Origin of the sequence: Rubellimicrobium aerolatum, assembly GCF_017872975.1 — a bacterium.
Lineage (GTDB): Bacteria > Pseudomonadota > Alphaproteobacteria > Rhodobacterales > Rhodobacteraceae > Rubellimicrobium > Rubellimicrobium aerolatum.
The window spans coordinates 1-18,481 of the sequence record NZ_JAGGJP010000007.1 but is presented as its reverse complement, the minus strand read 5'-3'; the positions used below and the strand labels follow the sequence as shown (position 1 = coordinate 18,481).

Below are 18,481 nucleotides of genomic sequence, written 5' to 3'. Positions count from 1 at the left end.
GACAGGACGGGGAGCGATCCATGAGCGACATCGAGGCGCGGCTGCGCGGGCTGGGGCTGGATCTGCCGGAGCCGGCGGCGCCGCTGGCGGCCTATGTGCCCTTCGTGCGGGCGGGGGACCTGCTGCACGTGTCGGGGCAGATCGCCCGCGACGGGTCGGGGGTGATCCGGGGCACGCTGGGGCAGGACATGGACGCCGAGGCGGGGGCGAGGGCGGCCCAGGTCTGCGCGCTGCACCTGCTGGCGCAGGTGCGCGCGGCCTGCGGCGGGGACTGGGAACGGCTGGCGCGGGTGGTGAAGCTCACGGGCTTCGTGGCAAGCGCGCCGGGGTTCTTCGACCAGCCCAAGGTGGTCAACGGCGCGTCCGAGCTGATGGTCGAGGTTCTGGGCGACGCGGGCCGCCACGCCCGGTCGGCGGTGGGCGTGACGGCGCTGCCGCTGGGCGCGGCGGTGGAGGTCGAAGGGGTGTTCCTGCTGCGATGACCCTGGCCGCCACTCCCCTGCCCGACGCCTTCCTGTCGCGCCCCATCGCGCATCGGGGCCTGCACGACCTCCGCGCCGGGCGGCCCGAGAACGGGCTGGCCGCGATTCGGGCGGCGATGGCGGCGGGCTACGGGATCGAGATCGACCTCCAGCTCTCGGCCGATGGCGTGGCGATGGTGTTCCACGACGAGGGCCTCCGCCGCCTGACCGGCGAGCAGGGGCTGGTGGCCGAGCGGACGGCGGCGGAACTGGGCCGCCTGCGGCTGGGGGGTGGGGACGAAGGCATCCCGACGCTCCCGGAGGTGCTGGCGCTGGTCGGCGGCCGGGTGCCGCTGCTGGTCGAGGTCAAGGACCAGACCGGGGTGCTGGGGCCGGTGGACGGCGTGCTGGAGGCGGCGGCGGCGCGGGCCCTGAACGGCTACGCGGGGCCGGTGGCGGTCATGTCCTTCAACCCCCATTCGGTGATGGCGCTGCGCGACCTCGCGCCCGACCTGCCGAGGGGGCTGACCACCGACGCCTTCGACCCCGGCGAATGGCCGGGCGTGCCGGAGGCCACCTGCGAGCGGCTGCGGGGAATTCCCGATTACGACGCGGCCTGCGCCGGGTTCCTGAGCCACGACTGGCGCGACCTGTCCCGCCCTCGCGTATCGGAGCTGAAGGCGGCGGGGGCGCGGCTGCTGTGCTGGACGGTCCGCTCGGCCGCGGAGGAGAGGGCGGCGCGCCTGGTGGCCGAGACCATCACCTTCGAGGGGTATCGCGCGTGACGGTCCTGGAGGTCACGGTCCACGACCGCATCGCCGAGATCGCGCCCGAGGTCTGGGACGCCTGCGCCGGACCCGAGGCGGCGGACGGCGGACGGCCCTTCGATCCCTTCACGACGCACCGCTTCCTGAAGGCGCTGGAGGACAGCCGCAGCGTCGGCGGGCGGTCGGGGTGGCAGCCCCGGCACCTCGCGGTGCAACTTGGGGGCGAGACCATCGCCGTCGCGCCGCTCTACGCCAAGGGCCACAGCCAGGGCGAATACATCTTCGACTGGTCCTGGGCCAACGCCTGGGAGCGGGCGGGGGGGAGCTACTATCCCAAGTTGCAGGTGGCGGTGCCCTTCACGCCCGTCACCGGGCGGCGGTTCCTCTGCCGTCCCGGCCACGAGGAGATGGGGCGCGCGGCGCTGGCGCAGGCGGCGGTGAGGATCGCCGAGGACAACGGCCTCTCGTCGGTCCACGTCACGTTCTGCACGGCGGAGGAGGCCGAGGCCGGCGCGGCCCTGGGCCTCCTGCCCCGCGCGTCCCAGCAGTATCACTGGGAGGATGAAGGATACGGCGACTTCGAGGGCTTCCTCGCGGCCCTGTCCTCGCGCAAGCGCAAGACGATCCGCAAGGAGCGCGAAGGGGCGCAGGCGTTCGGCGGCGAGATCGTCGCGCTGACGGGCGCCGGGATCGAGAAGCGCCACTGGGACGCGATGTGGCGCTTCTACCAGGACACCGGGGCGCGGAAGTGGGGGACGCCCTACCTGACGCGGGCCTTCTTCGACCTCGCGGCCGAGAGGCTGGCCGACGACTGCCTGTTCTTCCTGGCGCAGCGCGGCGGGCGTCCGGTGGCGGGAGCCTGGAACTTCGTGGGCCGCGACACGTTGTTCGGCCGCTACTGGGGCGCGACCGAGCCCATCCCCTTCCTGCATTTCGAGCTGTGCTATTATCAGGCCATCGACTGGGCGCTGCGCCACGGCCTGAGCCGCGTGGAGGCGGGCGCGCAGGGCGAGCACAAGATCGCCCGGGGCTACCGCCCGGTGGTCTGCCACTCGCTCCACTGGATCGCCGACGAGCGGTTCCGCGCCGCCATCGCCGACTTCCTGGAGCGGGAGAGGGCCGCCGTGGGCGAGGAGATCGAGGTGCTGACGACGCTCGGCCCCTTCCGGCGCGAGGCGCACGAGGAGCAGGACTGAGGCGGCCCTTCGCCACGTTCCGGCGGTGCCGGCCTTTGGGGCTGACGCAGGCCGCCATTCGGCTAGACTGCGCCTGCCCCAGACCGGAGTCGCGCCATGGCCCTCACGCTCTACACCAACCCGATGTCGCGGGGCCGCATGGCCCGCTGGATGCTGGAGGAGGTGGGCGAGCCCTACGAGGCGCGCCTCCTCGACTACGGGCCGCCGATGAAGGCGGCGGAGTATCGGGCGCTGAACCCGATGGGCAAGGTGCCGACGCTGGTCCATGACGGCGCGGTCGTGACCGAGGTGGCGGCGATCCTGTCCCATCTGGCCGAGGCCTTCCCACGGGCGGGGCTGATGCCCGAGGACCGGGCGGGGTTCTGGCGCTGGATGTTCTTCGGGGCGGGGCCGGTCGAGGCCGCCGTCACCAACAAGGCGCTGGACGTGGTGGTGCCACCCGAGCGGCGGGGCTTCGTGGGCTATGGCAGCCTGGAGACCGTGGTGGCGGCGCTGGCCGGGCACCTGACGGAGCGGACCTATTTCTGCGACGAGCGGTTCACCGTGGTGGATGTCTATGTCGGCTCGCAGATCGGCTGGGGGATGCAGTTCGGGACCATTCCCGCCGAGCCGGCGCTGGCGGCCTACTGGGACCGGATCAAGGGCCGCCCCGCCCTGGTCAGGGCGACGGAGACCGACGACCGGCTGATGGCCGAGACGGAGACGGCCAATGCCTGACCTCCTGACGGAGGCGGAGCGGCAGGAATTGCTGCCGCCCCTGGGCGTGGCGGGCTGGGGCGCGGACCCGACAACGGATTCGCTGCGGAAGATATGGAAGTTCCGCAGCTTCTCCGAGGCCTGGGGGTTCCTGAGCCGGGTGGCGCTGCTGGCCGAGACGCGGAACCATCACCCGGACTGGCGCAACGCCTACAACGTCGTGGACCTGCGGCTGACGACGCATTCGGCGGGCGGGCTCACCCGGCTCGACACCGAGATGGCGGCGGCCATCGACCGCCTTGCGGGGGCGGCCGAGGTGCAGCGGGACCAGACGGCGGAGATCCGGTGCCTGTGCGAGCTGCGCCATGGAGGCAGGCCGTAAGGCGGGCTTCAGCCCACCAAGCCCCGTGGGATTGGCGGGCGAGTGAACGCGCCGGCCCTGACATCGCCCACCATCAGGTCAGCCGACAGGGCGGGCCGAAGCCCGCCCTACGCGGATGGTTTCCCGTCAGCCCAGCGCGGCGAGCATCGCCTCGCCGGCGGTGGCCTCGCAGGTACCGGGGGCCGCCTCCTCGTTCCAGATCTTCACCACGCCGTCCTCGATCAGGGCCGAGAACCGCTTGGCGCGGCGATGCAGGCCGACGACGGGCGCGTCGAAGGCTTGGCCCATCGCCGCGATCCAGTCGCCCGAGGGATCGGCCAGCAAGGTGATTCCCGCCATCGTTGCCCCGGTCGCCTCGCCCCAGGCCTGCATCACGAAGGGGTCGTTGACCGAGACGCCGACGATCTCGTCCACGCCGCGCGCCGTCAAACCGGCCATCGCCCGGATGTAGCTGGGGACATGGGCGGTGGAGCAGAGGCCGGTGAAGGCGCCCGGCACGCCGAAGAGCACGACGCGCCGCCCGGCGAAGAGTTGCCGGCTGTCAACTTTCTCGGGGCCGCCCGGCCCCATCCGCATCAACGTCCCCTCGGGCAGCCGCCCGCCCACCTCGATCGCCATGACGCCGCTCCCTTTTGCGATTGCGCGCCGAGCAAGGGACGATAGGGTGCCCGCCGTCAAGCAGGGGAGGCGGGGCGATGACCCATGTGGTGGTGATCGGGGCGGGTCAGGCCGGGCTGGCGCTGGCGGCGCGGCTGCGGGCGGACGGCTTCGAGGGCCAGATCACCCTGATCGGCGCCGAGCCGCACCCGCCCTACCAGCGCCCGCCCCTGTCCAAGGACTACCTCCTGGGCGAGCTGGAGCGCGAGCGGCTGTATCTGCGGCCCGAGAGCTTCTACGCCGAGAACGGCATCGACCTGCGGCTGGGGGCCGGGGTGGCGGCCATCGACACCGGCCGGCAAGTGGTCATGATGGAGACCGGGGGCGAGATCGCCTACGACGAGCTGGTGCTTTGCACGGGCTCCTCGCCCCGCCGGCTGCCGGCGGCCATCGGCGGTGACCTGGACGGCGTGCTGGTGATGCGCGACATCCGCGACGCCGACGCGCTCGCGCCGTCGCTGGTGGCGGGCAAGCGCGTCCTCGTGGTGGGCGGCGGCTACATCGGGCTGGAGGCGGCAGCGGTCTGCGCCAAGCGGGGCCTGAGGGTCACGCTGGTCGAGATGGCCGCGCGCATCCTGCAACGGGTCGCCGCACCCGAGACCTCGAACTACTTCCGCGCGCTGCACGCGGCACAGGGGGTGACCATCCGCGAGGGCGTGGGGCTCGACCGGCTCATCGGCGAGGACGGGCGCGTGGTGGCCGCGCGGCTTTCGACCGGCGAGGAGATCGCGGTGGACCTCGTGCTGGTGGGCGTGGGGATCGCGCCCAACACCAGGCTGGCCGAGAGCGCCGGGATCGCGGTGGAGAACGGCATACGGACCGACGCCTATGGCCGCACCTCGGCCTCGAACGTCTGGGCGGCGGGGGACTGCGCCTCGCTGCCGCACGGCGACGGGCGCATCCGGCTGGAATCGGTCGGCAACGCCATCGACCAGGCCGAGGCGGTGGCGCGCAACATCATGGGGGCGGAGACGCCCTACGTGCCCCAACCCTGGTTCTGGTCGGACCAGTACGACACCAAGCTCCAGATCGCCGGGCTGAACACCGGCTACGACCGGGTGTTCGTGCGCCAGAACGGCGAGGCGCTGTCGCACTGGTATTATTGCGGCGAGAGGCTGGTGGCGGTGGACGCCATGAACGACTCGCGCGCCTACATGATCGGCAAGCGGCTGATCGAGGCCGGCAAGTCGCCCGCGCCCGAGGTGGTGATCGACCCGGCCACCGACCTCAAGGCGCTGCTGAAGGCGTGAGGATCGTCGGCGGCGAGAACCGGGGCCTGCGGCTCGCGGAAGTGGGCGAGGGCGACGCGGGCGCCCATCTGCGCCCGACGAGCGACCGGGTGCGCGAGGCGCTGTTCAACCTGCTGGGCGGCGGGCGCTTCGGCGATCCGGTGGCGGGGGCGCGGGTGCTCGACCTCTTCGCCGGGACCGGGGCGCTGGCGCTGGAGGCGCTGTCGCGCGGGGCGGCCGAGGCCGTTCTGGTCGAGAACGGGCGCGTCGGCCAGCGGCTCATCCGCGAGAACATCCGGCTGGCGCGGCGCGAGGGGCAGGCGCGGCTCCTGGCGGCGGACGCCGCGCGACTGCCCGCGCGGGAGGGGGACGCCTTCACGCTAGCCTTCCTCGATCCGCCTTATGGGCAAGGTCTGGGCCAGCGCGCCCTGACGGCGGCGCTGGCCGGGGGGTGGCTCGCCCCGGGCGCGGTCGTGGCCTGGGAAGAGGCCGGCCCGATGATGCCGCTGCCCGGGGCGGCTCTCCTCGATCGGCGGACCTATGGCGGGACGGCGGTGACGCTGCTGCGGGTCGGGGGCTAGGGCCGCAGGGGGGCTCCGACGCGGCGCGACCGTCGGGCCGCGACGAAGCCGAGGAGGACGCCCAGGACGTTCGTCATCAGGTCGTCCACGTTGAACTCGCGGTAGGCGCAGGGATAGAGGCCCCAGATCCCGGTGAGCTGCGTCAGCTCCACGGCCAGGGTGAGGCCCATACCGAAGGCCAGGGCGCTGCGGAGGCGGGTGCCGCTCCGGGCCAGGGCGAGGCCGATCGCCATGCAGACCACGACGTTCATCACCGTCGAGACGATCATCATGTTGCGCGCCCATTCGGTGGCGGGCGCGCCGGAGGACCAGAGCCGGACCACCGTGGGCCAGAAGTTGAAGGGCTGGACCTGCGGGATTCCGCTCGGGGACGGGCAGGACAGCGTTTCCGGATCGGGGAAAGGGTGTTGCGTCAGGAAGACGAAGGTCAGGGTGGTGAAGGCCACCGCCACGCCCGGCCCGCGCAGGGCGCGTCCCAGGACCCTCGCCATCGCGACGACGAGAGCCGTGCCGAGCGCGGCATAAAGGACCGCGAAACCGAAGAAGCCGATCACCCATGCGCCCATCGGCCAACCTCCATCGCGCCCTCGAGCCCCTGCCCGCGATAGGGTCCGCGACCGGAACTTGCAACCGGGGCTTGCGCTCGGGGCTTGCGTTCGATCTGGAATGCCGGTCTAATTCGCCCCTATCCGAAGATGCCGCGCGACGGGAGCGCTCTCCACCGATGACCTTTCGTTACACCGGCCGCTACCCGGACACCTTCTTCGAGGCCACGCGCAACTACGGCTTCCTCGCCACCTGCCGGACTCGGCTGCGGGACGTGGTGCTGCTGATCCAGCGGCTCTACCTCGTGAAGGTCTGGAAGATGGACATCCACCCCTACACGCTGGTGTCGCGCAAGGCGGTGCTCGACCGGACCTACCCGCGCGGCATCCACATCGGCGAGGGGAGCGCCGTGTCCTTCGACGCCGTGATCCTGTCGCACGACCACATCGCCGGCAAGCACTGCGACACCCGGATCGGCCGCTACTGCCAGGTCGGCGCGCGCAGCATGGTCATGCCGGGCGTCACGGTCGGCGATCACTCCGTGGTCGCGGCGGGGGCCATCGTCACCAAGGACGTGCCTCCGGGGTCGATCGTGGCCGGCAACCCGGCGCGGGTGATCCGCACGGGGATCATGACGACGAACTGGGGCAAGATCACCGACCGGGGCGTGTCGCCCAAGGCCGCCGTCCCGACGCCCCCTTCGGCGGCCTGAGCCGGCGAGGGACCAGCTCCTCCTGAGACCGACCTAGACCCAGGCGCGCAGGCTGGCCTCGACCCGTGCCGTCCAGCGTGGATCGGGGGACCAGCCCGCCAGCTCCGCCGCGTGGAGGAGGCCGCCACCCAGCGCCGACAGCCGGGGCGGGTCGGGGCCGCGCCCGAGATCCAGCGCCACCCCGTCGCGCAGGTGGGCGCTGGCGAAGACCCCGCCCGAGGCGACCCAGGGCAGCGGCCCCGGAAGGCCCGCGCGCGCCGCCGCCACCCGCGCCGCCCGCGCGAGTTCCCCCGCCGCGCGCCAGAGGAGTCGGCGGGCGGGCCCGCTCCCGTCGGAGGCGAGGGCGTCCACGTGCCGCGCCACCCCGGCCACGGCGGCGCGCGGGCTGCCCGGCTGGGTCATGATCCAGGCGAGGGGCGCGAAGTCGCCCGCCGCCTCGGGGCCCACGCGGGCGCAGAGCGCCCGGGCGAAGGCGAGGGCCTCGGGCGCGCGACCGTCGAGCGCGCGGGCGGCCAGGGCCAGCGCCTCGCGGCCGATCCAGGCGGCGCTGCCTTCGTCGCCCAGGATGTCGCCCCAGCCGCCGGCGCGGACGGTGCCGCGCGGCCCCCGCGCCAACGCCATCGAGCCGGTGCCGGACAGCACAAGCACCCCCGGCCCGCCGCCGAAGGCGCCCAGGTGGGCCAGGGCCACGTCGTTCATCGTCTCGAAGGGGATCGCCAGAAGCTCGCGCATCAGGGCGGATGCCGCCGCGTCGTGGGCTGGCACCTCGCCATGGCCGGGCAGGCCGAGCACGGCGGCGGCGAGGTCCCCATCGGCGTGGCGGGCGGCTCCGATCGCCTCGCGCAGCGCCGCGTCCCAGCCGGGACTGTCCTGGGGGTTGCAGCCCGCCGCCTCGGGAAGGATCGTCACCTCGCCGCGCCGGTCGGCCAAGGCCGCCGCCGTCGCGGTGCCGCCGCCGTCAAGCGCCAGGACCCATGCGCCAGCCGTCATACGCCCCCTCCCCGTCCGGTCAGGGTGCCACGGCGCGGCCACCGCGTCAGCCCGCCGCGTCGGGGCGGGGTCGCGCCTGGGGCCGCATGCGGGCGGCCTCGACGTCCTTGGCGGCCTCGCGCGCCAGGGCGGCGGGGGCGGTGGAGGTGGACAGCCGCTCCACGGGCACGAGCGTCGCGGCCTCCACCAGCCGGGGCCGCGACTCGGGCCGGATATGGGGCGGAGCGCCACGCAGGAGGCGGGTGAACTCCACGGGGCCGGTCTCGCCGGTCAGGCGGGCGCGATAGATCGGGATCGATTCGGCCACCCGCATGACATAGGTCCGCGTCTCGGCGAAGGGGATCGACTCGATCCAGTCCACCACGTCCACGTCGGCGCGGCGCGGGTCGCCGCGCTGGGCCATCCACTGGCGCGGACGCCCCGGCCCGGCGTTGTAGCCCGCCGCGACCAGCACGGGCGAGGTGCCGAACCGCTCCTCCAACGTGGCAAGGTACCGGGTTCCGAGCGTGGCGTTGTAGGCCCAGTCGGTCAGCTTGGCGCGCGCGTAGGGCAGGCCCAGCTCGCGCGCGACCTCGCGGGCGGTGCCGGGCATGAGCTGCATGAGCCCCTGCGCACCGACCGGCGAGGCGGCGGCGGCGTTGAACTCGGACTCGCGGCGGGCGATGGACAGCGCCAGCTCCGCCGTGACCGGCCAGTCGCGCGCGGCGAGCGGGTGCAAGGCGAAGTAGGCGGCGGGCACGATGATCCCCCGCTCCGCCGCCGCCTTGCCGACGAGCACGGCGAGATGGGGCTCCTGCATCTCCTCCAGGAGGGTGGCGAGCTGGCCCACGCCGTCGCGGTCCAGCGTCCGCGCGAGCTGGAGCGCGAAGCGCAGGGCGTCGTCGCGCTGGCCGGCGGTCAGCAGCAGCAGCATCGCCTGACCGAGATCGCCCGACAGCCGCTCGGAGCCGCGCCAGCCCCCGAAGCCCTCGCGCCCCGCAAGGCGCGGGTCCATGGGCAGGCCCGCCTTCTCGGCGGCGAGGAGACCGTAGAAGGCGGTCTGGTTGCGGCCTGCGCGGGCATAGGCCGCCTGCGCCTCGGTGGGACGGCCCAGAGCCTCCAATGCGCGGCCTTGCCAATAAAGCGCGCGCGAGAGCGAGATCGGCCCCTTCACCGCCCGCTCGGAGGCGCGGAAGTGGAGAAGCGCCGTCTCGGGCCGGTGCAGCCGGCGCAGAGCCGCGTAGCCCGCCACCCATTCGAGATCGGCGTAGATGTCGCTCGGCCCGTCGAGCCGGTGGCGCGAGGCGATGTCGTAGGCCTGCTGCGAGCGGCCCTCGCGCAGCAGCCAGCGGGCGATCTGCGCGCGCTGGACGGCCCAGCGGGCGGGCTCGCCCAGGGCGTCGGCCGAGCCGGTGCGGGTCCAGAGGATCGCCAGGGCGTCGCTGAACTCGCCCTCGCGGGCAAGGCGGTTGTAGCGGTCGAAGGCGAGGCCCGGATCGTCGCGGAGCGCGGCGGGAAGGCGGGCCGCCAGCGCCTCGGCGTTCCCCTGCCCGCGCAGCACCGCGAGGCGCGCGCGCACCAGGGCCCGCCGCTCGTCGGGGAGGAGTGGCAGCATCCGCTCGGCGTCGCCGGTCCGTCCGCGCCAGAGCATGGCGTCCGCGCGGGCGGCGTGGAGCGGCGCGAGCCAGCGGGGGAAGGCCCGGACCAGCGCCGCCTGCCCCCGGTCGGTCAGCGGCAGCGCGAGCCAGGCCGCCTCGACCGCCCGACGCGCCTCGGCCTCGCGGCCCTGGGCGAGGAGCGCGCCGGCCAGCGCGCGGACCCCCGGCCCCGTCTGCGGCGCGGCCTCCCCGAAATAGGCCAGCACCGCCTCGGGCGGGGCGCTGGCGGGGATCGCGGCCTCGCCGTTGGCGCGGAGGCCGTCGAGGTCGGGCCAGTCGGGATGGTCGGCCACGAAGCGGGCGTGCTCGTGGAACTCCCCGCCCGATTCGAGCAGGGCCTTCCAGTCGAGGATCGACTCGACCAGCGGGCCTCCCTGCTCGGCGGCGGCGAAGGCGCTTTCCCAGTCGCCCGACCGCGCCTCGCGCAGCGCCTCGCGCAGCGCCTCGCGTAGGGGCGGGACGGCGGCGGGCTCGGCGGGAGCGGCCGTCGCGACGCCCAGCGCCAGCACGACGGCCACGACGCGGCAAGGGGCCGCAAGATCCAGGAATCGCATGGAGGCGCAGGGTCCGGATGGGGGGCTTCGGGGGACAGTCATGGCAGCGTCGCAGGCCGCCGCGCAACCGGCAAGTCACCAACTTGGCACTGGGCGGAAAAGCGTCTAGGGCTTGGCCCGCCGCGACGCGGGGGCCCGGCGGCCCCGGCGTCCGACCATCCAACGGAAAGGACCGCCGCCATGTTCCAGGGCTCGCTTCCCGCCCTCGTCACCCCCTTCCGGGATGGCAAGCTGGACCTCGACGCGCTGGAGCGGCTGGTGGAATGGCAGATCGCCGAGGGCTCGCACGGGCTGGTGCCGGTCGGGACCACGGGCGAGAGCCCGACGCTGAGCCACGAGGAGCACGATTTCGTCGTCGAGACGGTGGTGCGGCTGGCCGCCGGTCGGGTTCCGGTGATCGCCGGAGCGGGGTCCAACAACACCATTGAGACGGTGCGGCTGGTGGACGCCGCCCAGCGCGCGGGCGCGCAGGCCGCGCTGGTGGTGACGCCCTACTACAACAAGCCCACGCAGGCGGGGCTGGTCGCCCACTTCCTTGCGGCGGCCGGGGTCGGCCTGCCCATCGTCATCTACAACATCCCCGGCCGCTCGGTCGTGGACATGACCCCCGCCACCATGGGCGAACTGGCCCGGCATCCCATGATCGTCGGCGTCAAGGACGCGACCGGCGACCTGAGCCGGGTGCCCAAGACCCGGATCACCTGCGGCCCCGACTTCTGCCAACTGTCCGGCGAGGACGCGACGGCGCTGGGCTTCAACGCCCATGGCGGGCGCGGCTGCATCAGCGTCACGGCCAACGTCGCGCCGCGCCTCTGCGCCGAGTTCCAGGAGGCGACCCTGCGCGGCGACTACGCGGCGGCGCTGGGCCTCCTCGACCGTCTGATGCCGCTGCACGAGGCGATCTTCCTGGAGCCGGGCGTCGCCGGGGCGAAGTACGCGCTCTCGGTGCTGGGAATGTGCTCGGAGGAAGTGCGCTCGCCGCTCCTGCCGCCGTCCGACCGCGTGAAGGAGGCGATCCGGGCGGCGATGCGCCACGCGGGGCTGGTCAACTAGAACGGCACGGGCGACGTGACCTTGAAGCTCCGTCCCCCGTCGGGGTGGCGGACCTGAAGGCTCTCGGCGTGGAGCATCAGCCGGTCGAAATCGCGCGCGGGCCCCTCGGCGTAGAAGGGGTCGCCCAGGATCGGGTGCCCCAGCGACAGCATGTGGACCCGGAGCTGGTGGGAGCGCCCCGTCTCGGGGAACAGCCGCACCCGCGTCTCGCCGCCGCCGCGCTTCAGCGCCTTCCAGCGGGTCACGGCGGGGCGGCCGTCGGGGTGGATCATCTGCCGGGGCCGGTTGGGCCAGTCCACCATGATGGGCCGGTCCACGACGCCCTCCCGCTCGGCCATCTCGCCCCAAAGGCGGGCGACATAGGTCTTCTTCGTCGTCCGCTCCTCGAACTGCCAGCCCAGGTGCCGCTGCGCGAGCGGCGTCAGCGCGAAGACCATCACCCCCGATGTGTCGCGGTCGAGCCGATGGACGAGGAGAACCGTCGGGAAGACCCGCCGCACCCGCTCGATCAGGCAGTCGGCCAGATGCTCGCCCTTGCCGGGGACCGACAGGAGTCCGGCGGGCTTGTCCACGAAGACCAGTTCATGGTCGTCGTGCAGGATCGTCAGGGGGCCTTGCGGCGGGTCGTAGGCGCTGTCCATGCCGCGCATCTGGCCGAGGCCGCCGCCGCTGGCAAGGGCGTCAGCGGAGGCGGCCGAAGGTGTCGCCGAGGATCGCCCCCAGCTCGCGCGCGTCCCCTTCGTCGAAGGCGGCGAGCCGGTCGCTGTCGATGTCGAACACGCCGATCAGCCGCCCGGCCCCGTCCCGGACCGGCAGCACGATCTCGCTGCGGGTGGAGGAGGAGCAGGCGATGTGGCCGGGGAAGGCCTCCACGTCGGGGACGAGCTGCACCTCGCCGGTGCGCGCCGCCGCGCCGCAGACGCCGCGCTCGAAGGCGATCGAAAGGCAGCCGTGCCCGCCCTGGTAGGGGCCGATCTTGAGCAGTCCGGGCGCGACCACGCGGTAGAAGCCGGTCCAGTCGAAGCGGTCGTCGGCGTGGTGCACCTCGCAGGCGACCGTGGCCATGAGGCTGACGGGATCGTCCTCGCCCTCGGTCAGGGCGGCGATGCGGCGCCGCAGGTCGGGGTAGTCGGCTCTCATGATGACGGGCTCCGTGGGCGGACCTGCATCACGACAGCCCGCCGCCCCGAAGGCAAGGCCCCGGCCGCCCCCGGCGGGCACCAGGGTCGCCTTCATGGCGCCGCGTCGGGCGGGTGGGTCGGCCCCGCCTAGTTGAACTGGGCCTGCATCTCGTAATGCCCGTCCTCGAACGATCCGAAGAAGTCGGGGAGGTCGGGATGGTCCACCGGCACCCCGGAGGTGTCGGGGACGAGGTTCTGCTCCGAGACGTAGGCAAGGTAGCTGCCATCCCCGTTCTCGGCCAGCAGGTGGTAGAAGGGCTGGTCGCGGCGGGGCCGACTTCCCTCGGGGATGGCGCGATACCAGTCCTCCGTGCTGGAGAAGCGCGGGTCGATGTCGAAGACGACCCCCCGGAAGTCGCGCGTCCGGTGCCGCAGGACCTGGCCCAATCCATACTTCGCGTAGGTCGGAATCATGGATCGTCCTCCATCTTGCCTGCCCATGAAACGCGCATAAGTCCGATTTGTCCATGTTTTCGCCTTTCTTTCGCCAGAAACAGTCCGTCTCCCGTGGCCCGACAGTGGCGGGACGGCTCCGATCGGGCGCGGCTCCGTCGAAGGCCGTTTCCCGACGGACGATCCTGCGCTAGAGTTGTCCCAAAACGGGCGGGGCCGACCCCGCCGACGAGTCGAGGGACATCGGGCATGAGCAAGAAACTGCGCGTCTTGGCGCTCGTCCTCCTTGTGGCGGCCTGCGGAGGGCAGCGCGACTACTCGGCGCCGCGGGATCTCGACAACGCCTGCCGCATCCTGGACCAGCGGCCCGGCTACTACCGGGCCTTCCGCGCCACGGAGCGGCGCTGGGGCGTGCCGGTGGCCGTCCAGATGGCGATCATCTACCAGGAGTCGAAGTTCGTCGGGAACGCCCGCACCCCGCACCAGTACGCGCTGGGCGTGATCCCCGTGGGGCGCCAGTCCTCGGCCTACGGCTACAGCCAGGCGCTCGACGGCACCTGGGCCGAATACCAGCGCGAGCAGGGGCGCGGCCGGCGGGACGACATCTTCGACGCCACCGACTTCATGGGCTGGTACATGGCGCAGACGGCGGCCGAGCTGGGCATCCCCCTCAACGACACCGAGAACCAGTATCTCGCCTACCACGAGGGGCGGGGCGGCTACGCCCGGCAGAGCTACCTGGAGAAGGCCTGGCTGATGCGCGTGGCCTCCGACCTCGACCAGCGGGCGGCGATGTACGACGCGCAGCTCCACGCCTGCCGGCGCGGCTGAGGCCGCGGCGGGTCGGGGCCTCGGACCAAAGGCTGTTTCCCCGGCGGACACGACGCGCAATAAAGAGGCATGACCGTTCTCGCCCCATCCCTGCGTCCCCGCGACGGACTGGGGGCCCTCTGGGCCCGCCGCTCGCTCGCGACCCGGTTCGCCTGGGCCTCGGGCGTGGTGCTGGTGCTGGCGACCCTGGCCATCGGCGCCGTCGTCACCGACCGGATCGAGGAGGCGGTGGTCCGCAACTCGGCCAACGCCACCGCGCTCTACATGGACAGCGTGATCGCGCCGATCAGCCAGCAGCTCTCGGACTCGGGCGAGCTGTCGCCGGGCGCGGAGCGGGCGCTGCACGAGATCCTGTCGAGCACCCCCCTGGGCGAGCGGATCGCGTCCTTCAAGTTCTGGAGCGGCGACGGCCGCGTCATCTGGTCCGAGAACCGTGACCTGATCGGGCGGGAGTTCGGGCTGGCCGACGACCTGCGCCGCGCCTGGGGCGGCGAGGTCGTGGCCTCGTTCGACGACCTGAGCGAGGAGGAAAGCCGCGCCGAGGCGGCGCTGGATCTGCCGCTCCTGGAGATCTACTCGCCCATCCGGGCGGTCTATTCCGGCCGCGTGATCGCCGTCGCCGAGTTCTACGCGGTCGCCCCCGAGCTGAAGCGCGACCTGCGGGCGGCGCGGGCCGGGGCTTGGGCGGCGGTGGCCACGACGACGCTGCTGCTGGGCGGCGTCCTTTACGCGATCGTCCTGGGCGGCAGTCGCACCATCGACGCGCAGCGCCGCGCGCTGGACAACCGCCTGCATGACCTGCGCGACCTGTCCGCGCGCAACCACGACCTGCGCCTTCGGGTGCAGGCGGCGGCGGCGCGGGCGGCGGCGCAGGCCGACCGGACCATGAGGCGCATCGGCGCGGACCTCCACGACGGCCCCGCGCAGCACCTGGCCTATGTCGCGCTGCGGCTCGACACCCTGCGGGAGCGGCTGGAGGGGCAGACGGCCGAGCGGGACCTCGCTCAGGTCGCCGAGGCGGTGTCGAGGGCCATGGCCGAGGTGCGGGCGCTGTCGCGCGGGCTCCAGTTGCCCGACATCGCCGGCCTGTCCCTGCCCGAGATCGTCGAGGGCGCGGTGGAGGCCCACGAGGCGCGCACGGGCCAGGAGGTCACCGTGCGGATGGACCGGGACCGGGACCCGCCGCTCGACCCCGCCGCCCGGCTCTGCGTCTTCCGCTTCCTCCAGGAAAGCCTGGGCAACGCTGGGCGCCACGCCGGCGGGGCGTGCCTGGAGGTGGAGCTGGCCTGCGCCGACCGCGAGTTGCGGCTGACGGTGCGCGACCGCGGGCCCGGCCTGCCGCCGGAACCGCGCGAGGGGGCGATGGGCCTGTCGGGCCTGCGCGACCGGGTGGAGAGCCTGGGCGGCACCTTCACCGCGCGCACGCGGGTGGATGGCGGCGCCGAGGTCGCGATGACACTGGACCTGGGGGGGCCGGCATGGACCTGATCCGCATCGTGGTGGCCGACGACCATCCGCTCTACCGCGACGGGGTGACGCGGACGCTGGCCGAATCGGGCCGCTTCGCGGTCGTGGGCGAGGCTGCCTCGGCCGCCGAGGCCGAGGCGGCGGTCTCGCGCGAGAGGCCCGACCTGGTGCTTCTCGACATCTCCATGCCGGGGGGCGGGATCGCGGCGCTGCGGCGCATCATGGCCGGCCCCCAGCCGCCGCGCTGCGCCATGCTCACCGTGTCCGAGGAGGACGACGACGTGATGCAGGCGCTCAAGGCGGGGGCGGCCGGCTACATCCTCAAGGGCGTCGGCGCGCGTGACCTGGTGGGCATCGTCGCCGACCTGGCCGAGGGGCGGACCTACGTGGCCCCCTCGCTCGCCATGAAGGTGCTGGCGGCGATGAACGCCCCGCGGCCCCAGAGGGAGACGACGCCCCTCGACACGCTCACCAAGCGCGAGGAGGAGATCCTGCGCCGAATCGCCGTAGGCAAGAGCAACAAGGAGGTGGCGCGCGAGCTCGACCTCCAGGAGAAAACCGTCAAGCACTACATGACGGCGATCCTCCAGAAGCTCCAGGCCCGCAACCGGACCGAGGCCGCGCTGATCGCCCGCGATAGCTGGCCCGACCGGCGGGGCTAGCGGGCGGCCAAGGGGGCCTAGCGCAGGGCGATCATGCGCCGGAGGTCCTCGCCCGTGGCCGGGCGCCGCACCACGAGCCGGCGCAGATGGTCGGTCAGCTCGTAGCGGCCCGCCACGATCCGTTCCGTCCAGCCGTCGGAGTGGCGCACCTCGATGTCGCGGGAGACGGCGGCGGATGCGTCGCGCGCAGCCGGACCGGCGCGGCGGCCCGACGAGCCCGACCGATCGTCGCGTCCTCCACCGCCGTTGCCGCCCCCGCCGCCGTCACCGCCGCCGTTCCGGTCTTCGGTTCCGCGCCCGCCCCGGCCCGGCTCGTCGCGTCCCGAGTCGTCGCGTCCGGAGTCGTCGCGTCCCGAGTCATCGGAGCCGCCATCATCCCCGCCGTCGCCCGAACGGCCGCGTCCGCGTCCCCGCCCGCGGCCGCTGTCCTCTCCGTCATCCCCGTCCCGCGCCCAGGCGGAGGGCGCCATGAGACGCCCTTGCGGCCCCACCCCGAAGGGAAGGGCGGCCAGCGTCGCCCCCCAGGCCAAGAGGGACAGCGCGCGGCGTCGGCTGGGGCGGAGTTCGAGGCTCATGCGGGTGGAACTCGGCACGGGTTCGGGCTCGCCCAAAGGTAGCACCGGAACGGCCGGAGCGCAGGACGGACCAAAGTCCCTTTCCGGGGCCGGCCGACCCGGAGGGGACCTTGGTCCGGACGTCGGGGGCCGCAGGTCGGGCCGGATCGGCAGACCGGGGTCCGTGCCGCGACGACCGCGCCCCGGTCAGACTGAAGGCATCGGAGAACCCGGACCCCAACGAAAGGAACACATCATGAGGACCTTCATCCTGAGTGGCGCGGTCGTCGCCCTTGTCCTGGGAACGCTTCCCGCGACGGCCGGAACGTTCGACGCCGGCTCCCGGATTGCCGGGCTCCAGGCCTTCGACGGCGCGGACCACGACAGCTTCGACCGGCGCGGCCGGGGCCGGGGCGGCGACGACAAGGGTCGGGACGACCGGGGTCGGGGCGACAAGCGGGACGATTCCCGGGACGACGACCGGGGCCGCCGGGCCCGGGTGCCGGGCGGATCGGGGTGCGACAGCGCGCGCGATCGCGCCGAGCATCCCGAGTGCCGGGGCTGACCCCCTCGATCCTCGGCACGGATAGGCCCCGGCTCCCCATGCTACTGGTTCCCTTCTACGGGGGATAGCTCCACGCCTGCCGACCCACCGGTCGGCAGGCGTTCGACATCCTTGAACAATTTCCCGGCTTTCTGCCGGCCTCGTCGAGATGGATCGTAGGAAGTCCTACGAGCAACACTCGCGAGAAATCGTGCCCGGAAATTTCCGTCTTCTCCGAAACGGCCAAGGTCAGGCTGCTTCCTCGGCAAGGGGAGCTCTCGCACGGCTATGAGCGGAGGTCAGACCGTGAAGTCCATTCCGAATCTATTGCTGGCGCAGATCTGCCCGCCGGCGGCGGGCCTGCTCAACTTCAACACCTGCCACGATCCCGACTGCGGCAACTTCGGCGTCGAGGCAGGTTTCGGGCTTCGTGCCCTTCTCGGCTCCAGCGCCGGTTCGCATGGGAGCAGCTTCGGCTCGAACGCCTAGGCCGTCGGCAGCCTGGGGCACTACAAGCTCGATGGCACGGCCGGCCCGAAGTATCGGCGGATCTCCTCCACCTTCGAGTATATGGGGGATCCCCACATTTGGCTCGACCGCAAGCATATCGAGTGCCAGTTCGATGGTGGGCGAGGGCCGTGCGGGACTCACTTCGAGCTTCTGTCGAATGAGCACCTCCGGGACGAGATCGAGCGCCTGCGCGATGCCAACGGCATCTTCGAGCGCCCGCGGTGTCGCGCCTGCCAGACCGCCTAACTCGACGCGCCGCACGAGTTCGCGCTCGACGGCGCGGAGTTCCCGAAAGCCCGGCGAGAGAAGGGCGCCAAGGGTCAAGCGGATCACGTCGGCGCCCGCGAGGTCGCCGAGCCTGCCGGGGCCGATCGGATCCGGCTCATCCACAAGCCCTGCAAGGGCCAACCCGGATCGCGGATCAACGCGACCCTGGACCATCGGCGTCAGAGGCAGACGGCGGACAACGTGGCCATGCTCCATCGACCCGGTGTCCCTGGTCGAGGGCGCGTATGCGACTCCCTCCGCCGCGGCCACGAACCTGCGGCAGGCCTACCGGCAGAAGTCAGGGCGCCGGTTCACCGCATCGAAGATGTCGCTCCAGAGACCGTCGGGACGCTTCGAGGAGCATCACCTCTTTGCGGCCGCCAAGCGCCAGCTCGTCATCTTCCGGGATCAGATGATCCAACGCATGCCAACCGACACCCCTCAGGAGAGGGCTGAGCAGGTTGCGGAGATCGCGGACATCGAAGATCGCATCTTCATGATCGAGGAGATCCACGAGTGTCCAGCGACATCAGGAACTGACCTCCTCGCGTCATAGAGAACTGACCCCCTCAGCGGTTGATGTTGTGGTGTCTTGCGCCGGAGCGGCCTTT

The 18,481-nt window shown here is 72.8% G+C and carries 23 protein-coding genes; 14 read left to right on the top strand and 9 right to left on the bottom strand.

Translation table 11 applies throughout. The features are described from left to right. The first annotated feature begins 20 nt into the window (after positions 1-20). The 5 genes from J2Z33_RS09500 to J2Z33_RS09480 all read left to right on the top strand — a co-directional run bounded on the left by J2Z33_RS09500 (position 21) and on the right by J2Z33_RS09480 (position 3,502). Positions 21-482, top strand: coding sequence for a RidA family protein (locus tag J2Z33_RS09500; protein WP_209840236.1), 462 nt, complete (start codon positions 21-23; stop codon positions 480-482). Beyond that, positions 479-1,246 carry a glycerophosphodiester phosphodiesterase family protein gene (locus J2Z33_RS09495; protein ID WP_209840235.1) on the top strand — a complete coding sequence of 256 codons (768 nt, stop codon included), beginning with the start codon at positions 479-481 and terminating at the stop codon, positions 1,244-1,246. The genes J2Z33_RS09500 and J2Z33_RS09495 overlap by 4 nt, the downstream gene beginning before the upstream one ends. Further along, positions 1,243-2,424, top strand: coding sequence for a GNAT family N-acetyltransferase (locus J2Z33_RS09490; protein WP_209840233.1), 1,182 nt, complete (start codon positions 1,243-1,245; stop codon positions 2,422-2,424). The genes J2Z33_RS09495 and J2Z33_RS09490 overlap by 4 nt, the downstream gene beginning before the upstream one ends. 96 nt (positions 2,425-2,520) lie before the next feature. Then, positions 2,521-3,141 carry a glutathione S-transferase family protein gene (locus tag J2Z33_RS09485; protein WP_209840230.1) on the top strand — a complete coding sequence of 207 codons (621 nt, stop codon included), beginning with the start codon at positions 2,521-2,523 and terminating at the stop codon, positions 3,139-3,141. Beyond that, positions 3,134-3,502 (top strand): 4a-hydroxytetrahydrobiopterin dehydratase, encoded by a 369-nt coding sequence (locus J2Z33_RS09480; RefSeq protein WP_209840228.1) that lies wholly within the window; start codon positions 3,134-3,136, stop codon positions 3,500-3,502. The genes J2Z33_RS09485 and J2Z33_RS09480 overlap by 8 nt, the downstream gene beginning before the upstream one ends. A gap of 126 nt (positions 3,503-3,628) precedes the next feature. On the opposite strand, the gene J2Z33_RS09475 is transcribed toward J2Z33_RS09480, so the two are convergent. After that, positions 3,629-4,120, bottom strand: a complete 492-nt coding sequence (locus J2Z33_RS09475) for a peroxiredoxin (protein ID WP_209840226.1) — start codon at positions 4,118-4,120, stop codon at positions 3,629-3,631. 77 nt (positions 4,121-4,197) lie between these two features. Here J2Z33_RS09475 and J2Z33_RS09470 point away from each other — a divergent pair, with 77 nt between their 5' ends. Then, positions 4,198-5,409, top strand: coding sequence for an NAD(P)/FAD-dependent oxidoreductase (locus tag J2Z33_RS09470; protein ID WP_209840224.1), 1,212 nt, complete (start codon positions 4,198-4,200; stop codon positions 5,407-5,409). Then, positions 5,406-5,969: an RsmD family RNA methyltransferase gene (locus J2Z33_RS09465; RefSeq protein WP_209840222.1), complete on the top strand. Its 564-nt coding sequence runs from the start codon at positions 5,406-5,408 to the stop codon at positions 5,967-5,969. The genes J2Z33_RS09470 and J2Z33_RS09465 overlap by 4 nt, the downstream gene beginning before the upstream one ends. Here the strand turns inward: J2Z33_RS09465 and J2Z33_RS09460 are convergent. Then, positions 5,966-6,535, bottom strand: a complete 570-nt coding sequence (locus J2Z33_RS09460) for a VanZ family protein (protein ID WP_209840220.1) — start codon at positions 6,533-6,535, stop codon at positions 5,966-5,968. The genes J2Z33_RS09465 and J2Z33_RS09460 overlap by 4 nt on opposite strands. Before the next feature lie 158 nt (positions 6,536-6,693). Between J2Z33_RS09460 and J2Z33_RS09455 the strand changes: the two genes are divergently transcribed. Then, positions 6,694-7,227 carry an acyltransferase gene (locus tag J2Z33_RS09455; protein ID WP_209840217.1) on the top strand — a complete coding sequence of 178 codons (534 nt, stop codon included), beginning with the start codon at positions 6,694-6,696 and terminating at the stop codon, positions 7,225-7,227. Positions 7,228-7,260: 33 nt separating this feature from the next. Here the strand turns inward: J2Z33_RS09455 and J2Z33_RS09450 are convergent, their stop codons facing one another. Together J2Z33_RS09450 and J2Z33_RS09445 are read right to left on the bottom strand one after the other, a co-directional pair. Continuing rightward, positions 7,261-8,217, bottom strand: a complete 957-nt coding sequence (locus J2Z33_RS09450) for an N-acetylglucosamine kinase (RefSeq protein ID WP_209840215.1) — start codon at positions 8,215-8,217, stop codon at positions 7,261-7,263. A 46-nt stretch (positions 8,218-8,263) separates the two neighbouring features. Next, positions 8,264-10,408, bottom strand: coding sequence for a lytic transglycosylase domain-containing protein (locus J2Z33_RS09445; protein ID WP_209840213.1), 2,145 nt, complete (start codon positions 10,406-10,408; stop codon positions 8,264-8,266). 180 nt (positions 10,409-10,588) lie between these two features. On the opposite strand from J2Z33_RS09445, the gene dapA reads away from it, so the two are divergent. Then, entirely contained in the window at positions 10,589-11,461 is an 873-nt protein-coding gene (gene dapA / locus J2Z33_RS09440) for a 4-hydroxy-tetrahydrodipicolinate synthase (protein WP_209840211.1), read from the top strand. Here the strand turns inward: dapA and J2Z33_RS09435 are convergent. From J2Z33_RS09435 to hspQ, 3 genes are all read right to left on the bottom strand, one after another. Then, positions 11,458-12,102, bottom strand: a complete 645-nt coding sequence (locus J2Z33_RS09435) for an RluA family pseudouridine synthase (protein ID WP_209840209.1) — start codon at positions 12,100-12,102, stop codon at positions 11,458-11,460. The two genes, dapA and J2Z33_RS09435, sit on opposite strands and share 4 nt — an antisense overlap. A gap of 40 nt (positions 12,103-12,142) precedes the next feature. Further along, a complete protein-coding gene (locus tag J2Z33_RS09430; RefSeq protein WP_209840207.1) occupies positions 12,143-12,601 on the bottom strand; it encodes a GAF domain-containing protein in 459 nt (152 codons plus the stop codon). Positions 12,602-12,729: 128 nt separating this feature from the next. Then, positions 12,730-13,056: a heat shock protein HspQ gene (gene hspQ, locus J2Z33_RS09425; protein WP_209840205.1), complete on the bottom strand. Its 327-nt coding sequence runs from the start codon at positions 13,054-13,056 to the stop codon at positions 12,730-12,732. A 228-nt stretch (positions 13,057-13,284) separates the two neighbouring features. Here hspQ and J2Z33_RS09420 point away from each other — a divergent pair, with 228 nt between their 5' ends. The 3 genes from J2Z33_RS09420 (at position 13,285) to J2Z33_RS09410 (ending at position 15,995) form a co-directional block, all read left to right on the top strand. Then, entirely contained in the window at positions 13,285-13,866 is a 582-nt protein-coding gene (locus J2Z33_RS09420; RefSeq protein WP_209840203.1) for a transglycosylase SLT domain-containing protein, read from the top strand. Positions 13,867-13,935: 69 nt separating this feature from the next. Beyond that, positions 13,936-15,354 (top strand): sensor histidine kinase, encoded by a 1,419-nt coding sequence (locus J2Z33_RS18695; protein ID WP_209840201.1) that lies wholly within the window; start codon positions 13,936-13,938, stop codon positions 15,352-15,354. Further along, positions 15,345-15,995, top strand: a complete 651-nt coding sequence (locus J2Z33_RS09410) for a response regulator (protein ID WP_209840200.1) — start codon at positions 15,345-15,347, stop codon at positions 15,993-15,995. The genes J2Z33_RS18695 and J2Z33_RS09410 overlap by 10 nt, the downstream gene beginning before the upstream one ends. Positions 15,996-16,012: 17 nt before the next feature. Here the strand turns inward: J2Z33_RS09410 and J2Z33_RS18690 are convergent, their stop codons facing one another. Further along, a complete protein-coding gene (locus tag J2Z33_RS18690; protein WP_280922895.1) occupies positions 16,013-16,144 on the bottom strand; it encodes a hypothetical protein in 132 nt (43 codons plus the stop codon). Positions 16,145-16,805: 661 nt separating this feature from the next. On the opposite strand from J2Z33_RS18690, the gene J2Z33_RS09405 reads away from it, so the two are divergent. Next, a complete protein-coding gene (locus tag J2Z33_RS09405; RefSeq protein WP_209840198.1) occupies positions 16,806-17,114 on the top strand; it encodes a hypothetical protein in 309 nt (102 codons plus the stop codon). 303 nt (positions 17,115-17,417) lie between these two features. On the opposite strand, the gene J2Z33_RS09400 is transcribed toward J2Z33_RS09405, so the two are convergent. Beyond that, positions 17,418-18,086, bottom strand: a complete 669-nt coding sequence (locus J2Z33_RS09400) for a hypothetical protein (protein WP_209840197.1) — start codon at positions 18,084-18,086, stop codon at positions 17,418-17,420. Between the two features lie 7 nt (positions 18,087-18,093). Between J2Z33_RS09400 and J2Z33_RS09395 the strand changes: the two genes are divergently transcribed. Next, positions 18,094-18,426, top strand: a complete 333-nt coding sequence (locus J2Z33_RS09395; protein WP_209840196.1) for a hypothetical protein — start codon at positions 18,094-18,096, stop codon at positions 18,424-18,426. Positions 18,427-18,481 lie beyond the last annotated feature (55 nt).